Annotated in this window: 15 protein-coding genes and 1 tRNA gene; 7 read left to right on the top strand and 9 right to left on the bottom strand. The window is 36.5% G+C overall.

Going from position 1 to position 15,816, the window contains the following annotated elements; genetic code table 11:
• Window positions 1–156: 156 nt before the first annotated feature.
• The 4 genes from PVV57_RS02995 to PVV57_RS03015 all read left to right on the top strand — a co-directional run bounded on the left by PVV57_RS02995 (window position 157) and on the right by PVV57_RS03015 (window position 3,695).
• Window positions 157–819, top strand: coding sequence for a lysozyme (locus tag PVV57_RS02995; RefSeq protein ID WP_273783427.1), 663 nt, complete (start codon window positions 157–159; stop codon window positions 817–819).
• Entirely contained in the window at window positions 816–1,043 is a 228-nt protein-coding gene (locus tag PVV57_RS03000; RefSeq protein WP_273783428.1) for a hypothetical protein, read from the top strand. The genes PVV57_RS02995 and PVV57_RS03000 overlap by 4 nt, the downstream gene beginning before the upstream one ends.
• Before the next feature lie 131 nt (window positions 1,044–1,174).
• Window positions 1,175–1,387 (top strand): hypothetical protein, encoded by a 213-nt coding sequence (locus PVV57_RS03010; RefSeq protein ID WP_273783432.1) that lies wholly within the window; start codon window positions 1,175–1,177, stop codon window positions 1,385–1,387.
• Between the two features lie 265 nt (window positions 1,388–1,652).
• A complete protein-coding gene (locus PVV57_RS03015) occupies window positions 1,653–3,695 on the top strand; it encodes a hypothetical protein (protein WP_273783433.1) in 2,043 nt (680 codons plus the stop codon).
• A gap of 106 nt (window positions 3,696–3,801) precedes the next feature.
• On the opposite strand, the gene PVV57_RS03020 is transcribed toward PVV57_RS03015, so the two are convergent.
• From PVV57_RS03020 to folE, 5 genes are all read right to left on the bottom strand, one after another.
• Entirely contained in the window at window positions 3,802–4,959 is a 1,158-nt protein-coding gene (locus PVV57_RS03020; protein WP_273783434.1) for a site-specific integrase, read from the bottom strand.
• A gap of 687 nt (window positions 4,960–5,646) precedes the next feature.
• On the bottom strand, window positions 5,647–6,147 hold the full coding sequence (locus tag PVV57_RS03025) for a hypothetical protein (protein ID WP_273718485.1): 501 nt from the start codon (window positions 6,145–6,147) through the stop codon (window positions 5,647–5,649).
• 134 nt (window positions 6,148–6,281) lie between these two features.
• Window positions 6,282–7,469, bottom strand: coding sequence for an alpha/beta hydrolase (locus PVV57_RS03030; RefSeq protein WP_273783436.1), 1,188 nt, complete (start codon window positions 7,467–7,469; stop codon window positions 6,282–6,284).
• Window positions 7,470–7,668: 199 nt separating this feature from the next.
• Window positions 7,669–7,753 (bottom strand) — tRNA-Leu (locus PVV57_RS03035).
• A 140-nt stretch (window positions 7,754–7,893) separates the two neighbouring features.
• Window positions 7,894–8,514: a GTP cyclohydrolase I FolE gene (folE, locus tag PVV57_RS03040; RefSeq protein ID WP_273718095.1), complete on the bottom strand. Its 621-nt coding sequence runs from the start codon at window positions 8,512–8,514 to the stop codon at window positions 7,894–7,896.
• Between the two features lie 125 nt (window positions 8,515–8,639).
• Here folE and PVV57_RS03045 point away from each other — a divergent pair, with 125 nt between their 5' ends.
• From PVV57_RS03045 to thrS, 3 genes are all read left to right on the top strand, one after another.
• A complete protein-coding gene (locus PVV57_RS03045; RefSeq protein WP_273718093.1) occupies window positions 8,640–9,101 on the top strand; it encodes an iron-sulfur cluster assembly scaffold protein in 462 nt (153 codons plus the stop codon).
• Entirely contained in the window at window positions 9,068–9,418 is a 351-nt protein-coding gene (yidD, locus tag PVV57_RS03050) for a membrane protein insertion efficiency factor YidD (RefSeq protein ID WP_012231851.1), read from the top strand. The genes PVV57_RS03045 and yidD overlap by 34 nt, the downstream gene beginning before the upstream one ends.
• 112 nt (window positions 9,419–9,530) lie before the next feature.
• Window positions 9,531–11,507, top strand: a complete 1,977-nt coding sequence (gene thrS / locus PVV57_RS03055) for a threonine--tRNA ligase (RefSeq protein WP_273718089.1) — start codon at window positions 9,531–9,533, stop codon at window positions 11,505–11,507.
• A 1,093-nt stretch (window positions 11,508–12,600) separates the two neighbouring features.
• Here the strand turns inward: thrS and PVV57_RS03060 are convergent.
• From PVV57_RS03060 to plsX, 4 genes are all read right to left on the bottom strand, one after another.
• Window positions 12,601–13,104: a MerR family transcriptional regulator gene (locus tag PVV57_RS03060; RefSeq protein WP_005773478.1), complete on the bottom strand. Its 504-nt coding sequence runs from the start codon at window positions 13,102–13,104 to the stop codon at window positions 12,601–12,603.
• A gap of 180 nt (window positions 13,105–13,284) precedes the next feature.
• The gene (locus tag PVV57_RS03065; RefSeq protein WP_254493465.1) at window positions 13,285–13,608 is read right to left on the bottom strand and encodes an integration host factor subunit alpha; all 324 of its coding nucleotides are present in this window, start codon (window positions 13,606–13,608) and stop codon (window positions 13,285–13,287) included.
• Between the two features lie 77 nt (window positions 13,609–13,685).
• A complete protein-coding gene (locus tag PVV57_RS03070; protein WP_273718083.1) occupies window positions 13,686–14,660 on the bottom strand; it encodes a beta-ketoacyl-ACP synthase III in 975 nt (324 codons plus the stop codon).
• Window positions 14,661–14,709: 49 nt separating this feature from the next.
• Complete coding sequence (gene plsX, locus PVV57_RS03075; protein ID WP_273783438.1) at window positions 14,710–15,780, bottom strand: phosphate acyltransferase PlsX; 1,071 nt, start codon at window positions 15,778–15,780, stop codon at window positions 14,710–14,712.
• Window positions 15,781–15,816: the final 36 nt, after the last annotated feature.

Raw genomic sequence — 15,816 nt, forward strand, 5'->3', positions numbered from 1 at the left:
AACTTATAAGATACAATCATTACAATGTCAAATACATTCTTTTGTTCCCATGAAAAAGCGACATGAAGCTTAACCAAGCTATCTTTCCGAATGGGAAAGATGTCAATTTTTTAATCCAGCTCTGCTTTTTGCGGAGCTTTTTTTATGGAGAAGTAAATGCGAAAAATATCATCAGAAGGACTTGCACTTATCAAACAATGGGAAGGTTTGCGTTTGAACGCCTATAAAGATGCCATTGGGGTATGGACAATAGGTTATGGACATACAAACAGTGCTGGAAAACCTTTTATTTACGAAGGCATGACAATCACTGAAAAGCAAGCAGAAAAACTTCTTTGCCAAGATTTAAGACAATTTGAAAATGCTGTTGAACGCGCTGTTACAGTTTCATTAACGAATGAACAATTCGCAGCGTTAGTATCTTTTTGCTATAATGTAGGAACAACAGCCTTTTGTAACTCGACACTGTTAAAAAAGCTCAATCAAGGTGAATATGAAGCTGTCCCTGCAGAACTACAGAAATGGACCAAAGCAGGCGGTAAGCGTTTGCAAGGTCTAGTACACCGGCGTGCGGCAGAAACAGGCTTATGGGCAAAAGGGGCTTATGTTTCCTCCAATTATCAAACAGTAGAAACGCAAGCACCAACGGGGGTTTTCAAAGCAGAAGCACTTGCACCGATTATTGGTTCTTTCTCAGGTCTTGGCGGCTTGTTAGCAGGCAATGGACCCATCCAATGGGCATTGGCCACCATTATGATTTTAGCGGCATGTGCTGGTATTTTCTTTGTTGCTAAACGCTTTCAGGAGCACCGCCTATGATCTTATGGATGAAAAGAAATCTGATGATAACAGGCGCGGCTTTAGCCGCTTTTTTTATTGCATTAGCAAGAGCTTTTACTCTTGGGAAAAAAGCAGAGCAACAAAAGCAAACAGAAAAAGCTTTAAAAGCAGCCACAACACGTCTGGAGGTGGAAAGTGAAGTTAATCAAAAAAGTGATGCTGATGTGCGTGCTGCTCTCTCTAACTGGTTGCGCGACAAATAAATATGCTTCTTCTTGTGTTGGCTGGTTGCCAATTTATTTAAGCCGGCAAGATTTGAACGCCATCAGTTCAAACTTAGCAAGAGAGATCTTAAAGCACAATAATCTAGGTGAACGCGTGTGTGGGTGGAAACATGGCTAGAAAAAAAACACAAGACGATATAGAGCTTACAGAAGCAGAAAAAGAAATACTTCAAGAAATCATCATGACCTACAAAAGTGTAAAAGTGATGTCGCGTTATACGAAATGGATTGTACTCATTATACTCTTATTAGCGCTTGATTTTTCACGTATTATGGATGTGTTTGTAAGTATTTTTACACAAAAACCAAATATCCGACTCTAAACATACTCTGAGACGCGCGAAATCCTTTAGAAAATGAATTCTTAATTTTGCTCGTCTCATGGAGACTATCAATAATAGCTTTACACATTTAAAATAGTGGATTTCAAAGAATTAATCTTTGAATTAATTGTTTCATAAATTTAAAGCTTCTAATAAACTATATTTGATATGAACAGCTTCAAAATTTTAATCCTTTAAGGATGAAGAGAAAGTCAAATCTCTGTAAAACGACATAATTGCTTGTCTTTTATAGATAGGGTGGATAATGAAAACAAATTTAAGTGGACGCGTAAGAAATACATCTTTACCAGAAAATCATGCTTTACTGCCTCTTTTTGAAGCAGTTGTAAATTCTATTCATTCCATTGAAGAAATAGGAAATGATTTTTCCTCACGCTACATTATAGTTTCAGTCATAAGATCGAAGCAAGCTTCACTACCACTTGAAAAAGATACTGAAAAACGAAACAAAACACAAATTATAGGTTTTAAAGTAATCGATAATGGTACAGGCTTTAATGATCATAATTTTAAATCATTTGAAACTTTAGACTCAGATCATAAAATAGAAAAAGGTTGCCATGGTATAGGACGACTTTTATGGCTTAAAGCTTTTGATAATATAAAAATCAGGAGTATTTATGAAACAGATAGAGGATTAAAAGGGTGTGAATTCTCATTCGACGCTGTTGAAGGTATAAAAGCATTACACGAATTTCAAGATAATTGTACAAAGAGAGAAACTATTGTTGAGTTAACAGGTCTAAAACAAAAATATAAAAATCATATTCCTAAAAAACTACAATCTATCGCAAAAGCGCTCTTAGAACATTGTCTCTGGTATTTTGCAAGAACTGGTGGTTGCCCTTTCATAACTATTGAAGATGACACAGAAAAGATATTATTAAATGATCTATATGAACAATGCATGCATGGGGCCGTTTTTAATGAAGAAATAAAAATAGGAGAGTATAACTTTTCTATTATGCATATTAAATTTAGGTCCTTACCTTTAGAAAATCAGGCTTTATGTTTTTGTGCAGCCAACAGAGTTATCACAAAAGAAGTATTATCTCATAACGTTCCTGGTATGCATGCAAAACTGCAAGATGATATAGGTGAATTTATCTACTCTTGCTACGTAAGCTCTCCTTTTTTGGATGAAAGAGTACGTGCTGAAAGAATAGGCTTTGATATTCAAGAAAATACTGAAGGATTACTAGAGAAGGTAGAGATATCATTTGATAAAATACGGAAAGCTGTAGTCCCTAGTATTCAAAAATACTTAGATAAAGAATTAAAGCAAAACATTCAAAACAGTAAGAAAATAATTGAAAAATTCGTAGCTGAAAAAGCACCACGTTACCGTACAGTTCTAAAACATTTAACTGAAAATGACTACATAGCTTCTCCCTCAAGCTCTGACCAAAGCTTAGAGCTTCTCCTTCATAAACATCTTACTAAATTAGAAGAAAAGGCTTTAAAAGAAGGTCATGATATTTTGCAAGCTGAACAAAACGCAAATTATGAAGAATACTTAAATAAAGTTAGCGCATATGTAGAAACTGTAAATGATCTTAATCGCTCTGATCTAATAGGTTACTTATGCCACAGAAAAGTTATCTTAGATCTTCTAGAAAAAGCTTTAAAGAAAAGCGATAAAGGCTACGCTAAAGAAAATGTTATTCACAAACTCATAATGCCAATGAAGTGTGATTCCAATGACATTTCTATGGATAATTGTAATTTATGGTTAATAGATGAAAAGTTAGTTTTTCATGATTATTTAGCTTCTGACATCTCATTGAAAGCAATGCCTATTACAGGTTCTACAGAAGATAAAAGACCTGATATATGTGCCTTAAATGTATACGACCCCCCTATATACGACAATCCTATTTTAATATCAGACGAAGAGCCTATGAAATTGGCATCTCTTTTTATAATAGAAATTAAACGCCCAATGAGAGATGATGCACAATCGGGAGATAAAACAGATCCTATTAAACAAGTGTTTGATTATCTAGACGAAATTAGAAAAGGTAAAGTAAAAACATTCGATGGTCGTCCTATAAAAGACTCTCTTGATATACCTGGTTATTGTTATATTATCTGTGATTTAACTGATAGTATAAGGAAATGTTGCAAAAACTCGAATTTAAGAATAACAGGTGATAACATGGGGTATTTTGGATATAACGAGAATTATAAAGCTTATATAGAAGTGATTTCATTTGACAAGCTTGTAGATAATGCCAAGAAAAGACATCGATTATTTTTCGATAAGATGAATTTGCCAATAAAATGATTTCTCCCTCTCCACTTTTGAGGCAGGAAAAGAGAGATTATACCGTAATCTATCCGCTAATCACTTAAGTGTTTCTTAGATACCTGACTCGACAATAGACATATTATCAAGCCTCTCCTGATATAAATGCAGCCCACTGTTCCAAGAGAACATGTCGCTGTTCTAAAAAATCCGTTCGCATGTAGGCTTTCGTCACTGAACTCCCAACTGTATGTGCAAGAACAGTTTCGGCAATCTCAAATGGTGTTGATGTTGTTTCTGCTATCCAATCCCGTAAGCTTGAACGAAAACCATGGGGACGATAAGTCAAACCACAAACTGTCATATACTTTGCCATGGTGGCATCAGAAATGGGGTTCCCTCTAAGACCAGAAAAGAGAAAACCATTCTTTTCAAAGGGAAGAGTTTTTTCAATAACTCTCAAAGCTTCATCACTTAGTGGCACGCGAAAGTCTGAAACTTTCCCTACAATACCTTTCATGTTTTCTTTTGGTATCGTCCATATATTTTTGTCAATTTGTTCAAGACGCAAATAGCGCAATGGATATGACCGTGCTCCTGTCAAAATCAATAACTTCAGTGCTAAATTTGAAAGGATCTTATCATCCAAGCTTTGATAAAATGCCGGAACCTCTTGCCATGGCATAGCAGGAATATTTGTTGATGTCGTACGTGGTTTTCCTAAAAGAGCGCGTGCCTTCATACAGGCCTGTAGATCAACATCTAAACCAAGAGCCGCAGCATATTTCAAACAAATATTGATACGGTTAAGTGCTTTTCGCGCTGTGTCTGCTTTTTCATGCCAAAGGGGTGCGAGAACATTGCAAATGATATTAGCTGTTAATTTTTCTATAGGTAAATTACCTACGTGTGGAATAACGTGCAACTCTAGTGGAGAAAACCAGCGGCCGTTTTTACCTTCATTTTTCAACTCTGCTTTTTTGCTTTCAAAAGCCGCTTTTGCAATTTCTTGGAAGATATTGCTTTGCTGTTTTAAAATAGTCTGTTCTCGAAAGACAATAGGATCATTGCCTTCTTTAAGAATATCACTATAATATCTTGTAAGCTCACGCGCTTCTTTTAAAGAGAGTTTCGTAACAGGACCAAGTCCCATTTCTCGGCGCTTATTGTGGTGCGTATAGCGAAAAAACCAAGAGCGTGTATTGTCTTTTCGAACATTCAACCATAGCCCTGCCCCGTCACAATATTTACCCTGCGGAGACGTCTTTACGAATGATGCTGATAACCGATGAATCGCCCTCACTTAACGTCCCCTCTCGTCCACCTTTTCAAGCATTGCTCGTCCACCTTTTTGGGTCCACCTTTTAGACCACCTTTAATTTCTGATTTGAGATTTTTTCTTTAATACTTACTTTTTTTATTGAATCATAAAAAGCTATAGACATCAATACGTCCTTGCGCATCTTTACACAATCTGATTCTTGCTAATAAAGCCTGATTCGCTCTCTGGGGGCACCATAATCTTTTAAATTGCGTGTAGCTTATTAGTTTTTCGAGAGTTTTTAAATGCAAGAGAAGGAAGAGGTGGATTTACAAAGCATGTATTCCTATCATATTTCTTTGTTAATGCTTTAAATACAGCCAGTTTCTATCAAGAAGAGTATTGAATTAAATTTCTAATGAATATGTTAAAAACTTCGTAGCATTGGCAAAATTTTCCAATCGTTCATTCACAAATCAGAAAGTCTTTTTGTAAAATTCTTTCAAGAAACATCTCCTTCAATAAAGCTCCCAAATCCGCCAGCCTTAACTTTACCAAAGATATCACCAAAGTTTTTTAGGCTTTAATGCTATAAGGAGTGTGATTATTAAATATACGAGTCTCGTTTATTAATGCGAATTTTTTCTTTAAAAAGATTAGAGCCTTCTAACGGCATTGTTCTCTATAAAATTAATTATCTATCTGCTCAACTAAAAGAGCTTTTATTGTTTAGCTTTCGAGTTTTTTCTCAAAGAGATGTGGGCTTTCAACAATAAGCTTTTCTCGCGCTTTTTGTAACTGTTTAATGACTTCATCAATTTTTGATGGAGAACAAAAAGACTCTTCACTATTCAACAAATGCAGCTTCTCCTTCCCATCATATAAACATTGCATCTGAGATTGAAGTATTCTAACTTCTTGAAAGAAAAGACGTCCAGTTTCCTTAAAACCATTATTAAGTGAAAAAAGTTGATCGGAAATGGATAGCAAAATTTGTTTCAAAAAGCGCTCATTTTCTTGGCGTTTACGATATTCTAAAATAAGAGCATGGCTTATCTCATCTAATTGTTTTTTTGTAGAATCAATTTGACGCAATAAATTTGGTTTCTCCCCCATATCACCTTTTCTCACCTTCACAAGCATAGCATGAATTTCTAACAACTTAATTGCGGAATGAGATAAATAATCAACAATTGTAGGCGTATTGACATAGCTTTTGCGTGCAATCATCACAAACTCACCTAATAACTGTTTTTTACATTCATCCCACTATTTCTTTTTTATTTTACAAAGCCATTCTAAAGAAAGTGCTAAAAAATATTCCTCCAATGCATTATTCGATAGTCCCCTTTCCTCTCTTTTCGCTATCGACGAGGAATCCGTGGAGAAAGAAAACGTAAAGGCGTATAAAGGATAAGATGTGTTGTTTTTTCTAACACACTACTACTATCTGCAAGAAGAGCTTGACTAGGTGACAATTCCGTACCTTGCATAATTGTTGAAGCCAAAGAACCTTCGCGAGAAAGAGCCATTAACGTTGGCGAAGACGCAAAGACATTGTGTGCTCCCCCATCCACATGAGAGAAATCAAGAACAGCTATTCCATTTTTACGCAACATTTCAATATCTGAGCCATCACCCACACGATGATGTCCACCCGTAAGACGTCCTGAAACAGCGAGAGCTTTATCCGCTCTGGATACTAAAATCGCTGTTGGCTGTGGGAGTTTTTTTATATCATTAAGTTGGCGCTCAAATACATCAATATCAATGTCTGGTGCAGCCATTAATAAACTTGTAATACGACGAATAGGCTTATATTTTCCCTGTAGAGCTAAGGTTCTAAATGCTTCCATTATAACAAAATTGCCCATAGAATGTGCAATAACCGAAATCTGATCAGCATTGGTTTCACTAATAAGTGTTAAGAGTTCTATCAATCCATCACGGGCAAAATTAGCGCTGTCACGATCATAAATGTAAAGAGGAACTGATCCAGCAGAAGGCCAAGAATAATGCATAGCGACAACATTTAAAGAATAATCGTGTGTAAACTGCGCCGTACGAAATGTACCATCTGCAAAATTATTATTATATCCATGGATAAAAAGAAAAATTTCTCTTTTTCCTTTTGGTTTTTTTGCTAAAGCAGCATTTAATTGCTGTTTAAACTGTTCTTTATTATCGTATTTTTGCAAAGAGACTGCTGCAAAATACTTATCATGCGTAGGTTTATACGCATTTATTTCAACAAACCCGTTTACATGTTGCTGAGGAATTCCTACGTCAACGCGATTATAATGTACTTTATTTGATCGCTCTGAGCCATAAGGTTGAGCGTAATTATTTTGCATCATACGACTTGTCGCAACATACACTGGAATGATGGCTTTTGGAGAAATCGGTTTTCCCTCAACTTCTCTTTCTACTGCAGTCATAGAAGGAGTTGCATGCACCCCATGCCAAAGAACAGCACGCGAATCGCTACACGCTGATAATAAAGAAATACAAATAAGAAGTGTTAAATACCTTAGAAACACGATACTTCTCACTGCAACTCTACCCCACCTATAAAAAATATAACGTTTCAAATGCACAGATAAAGTAATAAAAAATGAAACATTATGAAGAAAACACCAGAAAATAACACAAAAAGAAAAATTTTTCTATAATGGGAAAAACTTTTCTATAATTTGCATAGATCACCTCATCTCTGCACAGCGCCTTCTCGTTACAGAGAAATTAAGCCAATGGTGCGGTCGAGAAGACTCGAACTTCCACGGGTTGCCCCACAGCGACCTCAACGCTGCGCGTCTACCAATTCCGCCACGACCGCACGTGATTAAGCAAAACATTTTGATTTCCAGCCTTTAACAAATCATAAAGAAAGGTACAAGCCAATTTTCTCTTTCCCATAATTTATTTTATCCGGATGATCTATAACTTAATTAAAGATTACTAAAAATTTGGTCTTTACTATGATCTTTGAACCATCATCATAAAATGTGCTTGTGCAGTTTGATCTTTTTCATAATAACCATGAAATTTTTTTGTAATTGTTGTAGATCCTTGCTTTTGGATTCCTCTCATAGCCATACACATGTGCTCAGCCTCGATCAATACTGCTACACCACGAGGTTTTAGATGCATTTCTAAAGCATGAGCCACTTGCGCAGTCATAGCTTCTTGTGTTTGTAAACGACGAGAAAAAATATCTACAACACGCGCAATTTTTGAAAGTCCAACAATTTTTGCATCAGGAAGATAGGCTATGTACGCTTTCCCAATAATTGGGATCATATGATGTTCACAGTGCGAATAAAAAGGTATATTTTTTACGATTATCGATTCATTGTATCCTGAAACCTCTTCAAAAACAGTTCCTAAGGTTTCTTCAACTGATTGATGATAACCGTTAAAAAGTTCGCGATATGCCTTGGCTATACGTTTTGGAGTCTCTAAAAGCCCTTCTCTCCTTGGATTTTCCCCTACCCATAAGAGTAATGTACGAATCGCTTCTTCCACCTCTTCAATACTCGGACGCTTTTCTTCAGATAAAAAAGAATCCTTTGCGCCTTCTTTAACAACATTACGCATTCAAAAACTCCAACCTTACTCTATACAAAACATTTGCGACAAGCTTATTCCATTTTGTATAATCTCTATATAAGCGAATTAAAAGTTTAAACAATCACGTCTCTCAAAATTTCAGGCAATAGCGCATGATGAATAATATCTATAGTGATAAAATACTCGAATATGCTGCGCATATAAGTAGAATTGGGCGTCTTAATAATCCTGATGCAACCTCTAAAAAATATGCACATCCTTGCGGCTCAACAATCACTGTAGATTTAAAGGTGGAAAATCATATCGTGACAGATTTTTCTCATGAAATACACGCATGTGTGCTAGGGCAAGCCTCAGCGTCACTTTTAGCATCTCATATCATCGGACAAACAACACAAGATCTTAAAATATTACGTAAAGTTATCTATCAAATGCTAACGCAAGATGGTCCTTCCCCTCAAGCTCCCTTTGAGGATTTCTCTTGCTTACAGCCCATTAAAGACTATAAAGTGCGCCATGCTGCAACACTACTCCCCTTTGATGCAACGATAGACTGCATTCAACAAATTGAAGAAAATAAATGCTCAAATCACAGTTTCAACAAAAAAAAATGACTCGAAATTACACAGGCGCTTGGCAAAAAACACCTGGACGATTATTGGGTATTTTCTTAATACGTTTCTATCAAATAACACTTTCGAGCCTTATAGGAAATCAGTGTCGCCATGCCCCAACTTGTTCAGAATATATATATGAAGCAATCGCACGCCATGGGCTTTGGGCTGGTGCATGGATGGGACTCTTTCGTATTATGCGTTGTGGTCCCTTTGGAACAGATGGCTTTGATCCAGTCCCTCCCTCGCTTGGACACTCTTGCTGTTTTTATAAACCTTGGCGTTACTGGAAAATTTCTGACAAACACAACAAATAATCCTTTTCTTTTTTCGCATGTATTGATAGAAAAATTAATCTATAAGCTTTTTACTCAGTTTTCACGAAACCATCCGCAATCGTTGGCGGAATTGGATTAAGAGGGTGTTTTTATGTCTTGCTCTATTTCTCTTTCTTTTCCCGATGGTTCAAAACGTAATTACCCCGCCGAAATGACAGGCTTGGAATTAGCAGAATCCATTTCTAAATCACTCGCAAAAAAAGCTGTTGCCTATAGTCTTGATGGCATCACGCGAGACCTATCGGATCCATTAGGACAATCTGGTCAAGTAGAGATTATTACCCGAGAAGACTCACGTGCTCTTGAGCTCATAAGGCATGATTGCGCTCATGTTCTTGCTGAAGCAGTGCAAGAACTCTTTCCTGAAACGCAAGTAACAATAGGTCCTGTGATTGAGAATGGATTCTATTATGATTTTGCACGCCAACAACCTTTCACATTAGATGATCTCACCGTCATTGAAAAGAAAATGCGTGAAATTATCCAACGCAATAAACCTTTTAGAAAAGAAATTTGGTCTCGTGAAAAAGCCAGAAGAGTTTTTTCTGAGAAAAAGGAATTTTATAAAGTTGAACTTATTGATAGCATTCCTGACAATCAAGATTTAAAAATCTATTATCAAGGGGAGTGGTTTGATCTTTGTCGCGGACCGCATATGCAATCTACAGGGCAAATTGGAAATGCTTTCAAATTAATGAAAGTCGCAGGAGCTTACTGGCGTGGTGATGCTAATAATCCAATGCTCACGAGAATTTATGGAACAGCATTTGCAAATGAAAATGACTTAAAAGCCTACCTCCATATGCTAGAAGAAGCTGAAAAACGTGATCATCGCCGCTTGGGACGTGAAATGGACTTATTTCATTTTCAAGAAGAAGGGCCAGGAATGATTTTTTGGCACCAAAAAGGCTGGAAAATGTTCCAAAATTTGATCAACTATATGCGTAGACGCCTTGATGATCATCAATATGCCGAAGTTAATGCACCACAAGTTCTCGATAGGTCACTTTGGGAAATATCGGGGCATTGGGGCTGGTATAAGGAAAATATGTTCAAAGCAATTCCAGCAGCAGAAGATTCAGACCATGGGAATGTTTATGCCCTTAAACCAATGAATTGTCCTGGCCATGTGCAAATTTTTAAACATGGTTTAAAATCTTATCGTGATTTGCCTATTAGACTTGCTGAATTTGGTCTTGTTCATCGTTATGAGCCTTCAGGCTCTTTGCATGGTCTTATGCGTGTGCGTAGTTTTACACAAGACGATGCGCATATTTTTTGTACGGATGAACAATTAGCCGATGAATGCCTCAGTATTAATGACCTTATTTTATCAACTTATGCGGATTTTGGTTTTAAAGAAATCAGCCTTAAGCTTTCAACACGTCCAGAAAAACGAGTTGGATCTGATGCATTATGGGATCATGCAGAAAGTATTATGGAATCTGTTCTTAAAACAATTGAAACAAAATTTGCGGGACAAATCAAAACAAGCATCCTTCCAGGTGAAGGAGCCTTTTATGGTCCAAAATTTGAATATACATTAAAGGATGCTATCGGTCGTGAATGGCAATGTGGAACAACACAAATAGACTTTAATCTTCCTGAACGTTTTGGTGCATTCTACATTGATAAAGATTCAGAAAAACGCCAGCCTGTTATGATCCATCGTGCCATTTTTGGATCAATGGAGCGTTTTCTTGGTATATTAATCGAAAATTTTGCTGGACATATGCCACTTTGGCTTGCTCCTGAACAAATTGTTGTCGCAACAATTACATCCGAAGCAAATGAATATGCCCAAAAAATAACGGCAAGACTTAAAGCTGTTGGACTTTCCGCAACAACAGATCTCCGCAATGAAAAAATTAATTATAAAATACGAGAACATTCCTTACAAAAAGTTCCCGTCATTTTGGTCTGTGGCAAACGTGAAGCTGAAACAAACAGCGTAAATATGCGTCGTTTAGGAAGTCCGAATCAAATCTTTTTATCTGTAGAAGATGCAATTAAGCAACTGTCAAATGAGGCCACACCTCCAGATTTACAGCGTGTAATAAATGCATAACATCATAGAAGATACTAAAGCATTAATTTTTTACTATAAATCACCGATTTTTGTGCAAGATCAAACGATTTGATAAGTGTAGTATTTTTCCGTTTCATACATCATTACCGATCATCAGTAAAAATCATGTGATCACACTTTATGAGACCGGTTGGTGAAAAAGTTGAATATAAGAGCTATAAGCTCTTTAAATGCAAAAATTGTAGACAATTGAATATGAATGACTAACTGATAGCGCTGATCTTTTATCTTTATAACAAGAAGATGATGCTACCGTCATGGATAAATCGTTGCGATAATGACATCAACAACAAGCAAAAAAACTAAAAACAGGATTATCATAAATACGTAAATGAATCGAATAACGATGTGTCTTATTCATAAGATACGCCTTTATCAAAATAAGACAATACTTTGATTTATAATGATAATATACCGTTTTCATATTAAACAAGAATTTTAAATATCATAGGATTCTCTCATTTCAAATCTGTTTATGTTGCAACAATAAAAATCATTCGTTTGCACGTGACAAGCGAAGAAGCTCGTGTGGATAAAAAACTATTTAGAAAGGACTAAAAAACTGCCAAGGGCTTGTTGCAACATTGAGCGCTGACAAAATATGTGTTGCTTCTTCACAAGCGTAAAAATAGTGGTGTCCAATGAGTTTAACGTTATAACATTCATTCATGGGCGCTGTCGCGAAATGGGACTGAGAAGTCTTTAAAAAGTCTTTTGAAAACAAATATGTAAATGACAACCTAATAATGTTCTATAAAAGCACCCCGCAATCTACACTGATGAGATATCGCTTTAACTTCCCTTGAGAGTTATAAAGGAGAATGATAAAATCCGACGTTCATTCTTTCCTCTCTTCATATTTGATCAAATTAAGAACCACGACTAAAAAATTAGTCAACTATACAACATGTTAGGTTTGATGCTCGTTTAACATATAAAGCTTCGGGTCACACTTAAAACGTTTAAATATCTACAAAACACATTGCTGCTCTAAACTCTAAATATTGATTTATAAAAAAACTTTTAAAACACATGTTTTGCTAACAAAGAAGCACAATACAAAATATTATTGTTATCGTGCTCTATCAAGAACACGTTTACATTCAATGAGTTCAAACAGAATTTCTTGTAGTAGCGCTTTATCAGTTTTATCTTTGTAAAGATTCACAGAACCAACAGAGGTTTCCCCCTCATTCCTCATAAAACTCAAAAGCCCAAAAGAAGACTTCTTAGGTTTATTGCTCGTATTTTCAAAAGTTTGTCCCGCATGTTTTTTCTCTATAACAACATTCATGGCATCAAGATCGCCATTACCAAATGCAGTCACAAAAGCAACACCATTTTCTTTCAAAAGGCGCTGCACACCTTTTATCGTATAACCCTGATCGTACAATAACTGCTTAATACCATTGAGCAAATCAACATCGACTGGGCGATAGTAGCGCCTTCCTCCCCCACGTTTCATTGGTTTAATCTGCCTAAAACGTGTTTCCCAGAATCTTAAGACATGCTGCGGAAGCTCCAATAATTCGGCTACTTCGCTAATTGTGCGAAAAGCATCAGAGCTTTTATCCATTTTGCAACACCTTATCTAAAACATGACAAATGATTTGATACTGATTCATTACGTCTCAATTTCTCAACAAGATTAGTCAAAAATAGGACCTTGACTACTTACTAAACAGTCTTTAAAAAAAACAAAAATCTTTATTCTATATATTTCTTAACAAATACCAAATATTATCATAGCATTTATTTATGAGATATCATTTTTCTGTCTTGCACGATGCGAATCTAAAATTCTCTGTTTAAGAATATTTGCAGCCTTAAACGTTACAACACGTCGCGGCGGAATAGGAGCTTCAACACCTGTTTTGGGATTGCGTCCAATACGTTCATTTTTACTGCGAACCTGAAAAGTTGCGAAAGAAGATAATTTAACTGCTTCACCTCTTACAAGTGAGTTGCAAATCTCATCCAAAACCAATTCGACCAAAGCTGCTGATTCAGTATGTGACAAGCCCACTTTTTTACAAACTACGCTCGCTAAATCTGCACGCGTTACTGTCTTACTTGTCATTATAACCACCCATTCAAATATTAAAAATTACAAAATGACTTATACGTTTTATTCACATATGGTCAAGTAACCATAATTTACCAACGAATAAGAATTGCTCCCCATGTAAATCCACCTCCCATGGCTTCTAACATGATAAGATCTCCTTTTTTTATTCTTCCATCGCAAAGAGCTGTTGTTAAAGCTAATGGAACTGATGCTGCAGACGTATTACCATGTTTATCAACGGTAATCACAACTTTATCTGATGAAATTCTCAGTTTTTTAGCAGATGCTTCAATAATGCGCTTATTAGCCTGATGAGGTACAAACCAATCTAGTTGTGAAGAATCCATACCAGCAGCTGCAAAACAATCATCAACCACATCCGTTATCATACCAACAGCATATTTAAAAACTTCTCGTCCTTCCATACGCAAATAGCCTGTCGTTTGTGTTGTTGAAGGTCCACCATCAACATACAACTTATCGATATAAGCCCCATCAGAACGCAGTTTTGCAGACAATATACCACGCTCAAAAGCAATCTCCTCCTTAATTTCTTGTGCTTCCAAAACAGCAGCTCCCGCACCATCACCAAACAAAACACATGTCGTACGATCTTCCCAATCTAAAATTCGAGAAAATGTATCGGATCCAATAACTAAAATTCTTTTAGCTGCTCCACAGCGTAAATAAGAATCTCCTGTTGTTAAAGCAAAAATAAAACCAGAGCAAACCGCTTGAATATCAAAAGCAAATCCATGGCTCATTCCTAAAGCATACTGAATTTCAACAGCAGAAGCAGGAAAAGTACGATTGGGCGTTGAGGTTGCTAAAATAATACAATCAATATCCTTTATTGTAAGACCAGCATTTATAAGGGCTGCTTGCGCAGCTTCAACACCTAAAGAAACCGTTGTTTCATTTTCATTGGCAATATAACGTTGATGTATTCCTGTACGTTGAACAATCCATGAATCTGACGTTTCAACAAACTTTGCAATCTCATCATTTGATAAACTTCTTTTCGGCAAAGCACATCCTACACCACGTATAATTGATCGAATCATTCAGCTCTCACCTTTTCTTCAGATTTTTCACTTCCATTATAAGAGCTCATCATAAGGTTTCTCCACTCATTGCCACTTCATCTTCCTGATCAAAAAGTGTTTCTTTATTCTCATGAAACCGCCGTAAATCAGCCGTTATTTTTTGTAAAAGTCCATTATTAACCATTTCATAGCCAACACGGATAGCAGAAGCAAAACCATTAGCATTAGCACTGCCATGACTTTTTATGACAACACCATTCAAACCTAAAAGTACTCCTCCATTCACCCTATCGGGATCCATTTTATTTTTTAGTGTACGAAACGCACCCCGCGATAAAAAATAACCAAGAGATGTTAAAAAAGAACTGCGCAGTGCAGAATTTAAAATCTCTGCTATCTGCCGCGCGGTCCCTTCTGCAGTTTTTAAAGCAATATTACCAGAAAATCCTTCTGTTACAACAACATCAACTGTCCCTTTTCCAATGTCATTGCCTTCAACAAATCCTTTATATTCCAATCCTTCTAATTGTACTTCACGCAAGATCATTCCCGCTTTTTTTATTTCATAAAGCCCTTTAACTTCTTCCACCCCCACATTTAAAAGCCCAACACTTGGTTTTTCAGTGTGATATAAAGCGCGAAACATACCCGCTCCCATAACCGCCAAATCAACCAACTGACTAGCAGATGCACCAATCGTTGCTCCAATATCTAAAACGATACTCTCACTGCGAAGTGTTGGCCAGATACCTGCAATACCAGGACGTTCAGCTTCTGCTAACATTTTTAAACAAAAATAAGACATGGCCATAAGTGCCCCCGTATTACCGGCAGAAATGCAAGCATCAGCTTCACCCTTTTTTACCGCTTCAACGGCATACCACATTGATGATTTACCACGTCCATTGCGAAGTGCTTGGCTTGGCTTTTCATCCATGCGTGTATAGCTTTCTGTAGGATAAAAGCGCGACACAGAATTCAAACAGGGATATTTTTTTAAAACCGGCTTAACGATCTCCTCTATCCCATAAAACAGAAAATAAATATTTGATAAATGTTTTTGAACAATTGCTGCTCCTGCAATAGCTGCTTCTGGACCGTAATCACCGCCCATGACATCCACAGAAATTTTAATCACGCTTGCATATCCCACATCTTTTCATTTACATTTTTA

The sequence above is a fragment of the Bartonella sp. AU15XJBT genome (genome assembly GCF_028618615.1).
In the GTDB taxonomy this organism is placed as follows: Bacteria; Pseudomonadota; Alphaproteobacteria; order Rhizobiales; family Rhizobiaceae; genus Bartonella.

Excerpts from the sequence above, each read along its gene's own strand:
- PVV57_RS03000 (WP_273783428.1), top strand. The coding sequence starts at position 816 with ATGATCTTATGGATGAAAAGAAATCTGATGATAACAGGCGCGGCTTTA.
- PVV57_RS02995 (WP_273783427.1), top strand. The coding sequence starts at position 157 with ATGCGAAAAATATCATCAGAAGGACTTGCACTTATCAAACAATGGGAA.
- PVV57_RS03025 (WP_273718485.1), bottom strand. The coding sequence starts at position 6,147 with ATGATTGCACGCAAAAGCTATGTCAATACGCCTACAATTGTTGATTAT.
- PVV57_RS03060 (WP_005773478.1), bottom strand. The coding sequence starts at position 13,104 with ATGGATAAAAGCTCTGATGCTTTTCGCACAATTAGCGAAGTAGCCGAA.
- yidD (WP_012231851.1), top strand. The coding sequence starts at position 9,068 with ATGCTCAAATCACAGTTTCAACAAAAAAAAATGACTCGAAATTACACA.
- PVV57_RS03065 (WP_254493465.1), bottom strand. The coding sequence starts at position 13,608 with ATGACAAGTAAGACAGTAACGCGTGCAGATTTAGCGAGCGTAGTTTGT.
- PVV57_RS03015 (WP_273783433.1), top strand. The coding sequence starts at position 1,653 with ATGAAAACAAATTTAAGTGGACGCGTAAGAAATACATCTTTACCAGAA.
- PVV57_RS03070 (WP_273718083.1), bottom strand. The coding sequence starts at position 14,660 with ATGATTCGATCAATTATACGTGGTGTAGGATGTGCTTTGCCGAAAAGA.
- PVV57_RS03010 (WP_273783432.1), top strand. The coding sequence starts at position 1,175 with ATGGCTAGAAAAAAAACACAAGACGATATAGAGCTTACAGAAGCAGAA.
- PVV57_RS03045 (WP_273718093.1), top strand. The coding sequence starts at position 8,640 with ATGATGAATAATATCTATAGTGATAAAATACTCGAATATGCTGCGCAT.
- thrS (WP_273718089.1), top strand. The coding sequence starts at position 9,531 with ATGTCTTGCTCTATTTCTCTTTCTTTTCCCGATGGTTCAAAACGTAAT.
- folE (WP_273718095.1), bottom strand. The coding sequence starts at position 8,514 with ATGCGTAATGTTGTTAAAGAAGGCGCAAAGGATTCTTTTTTATCTGAA.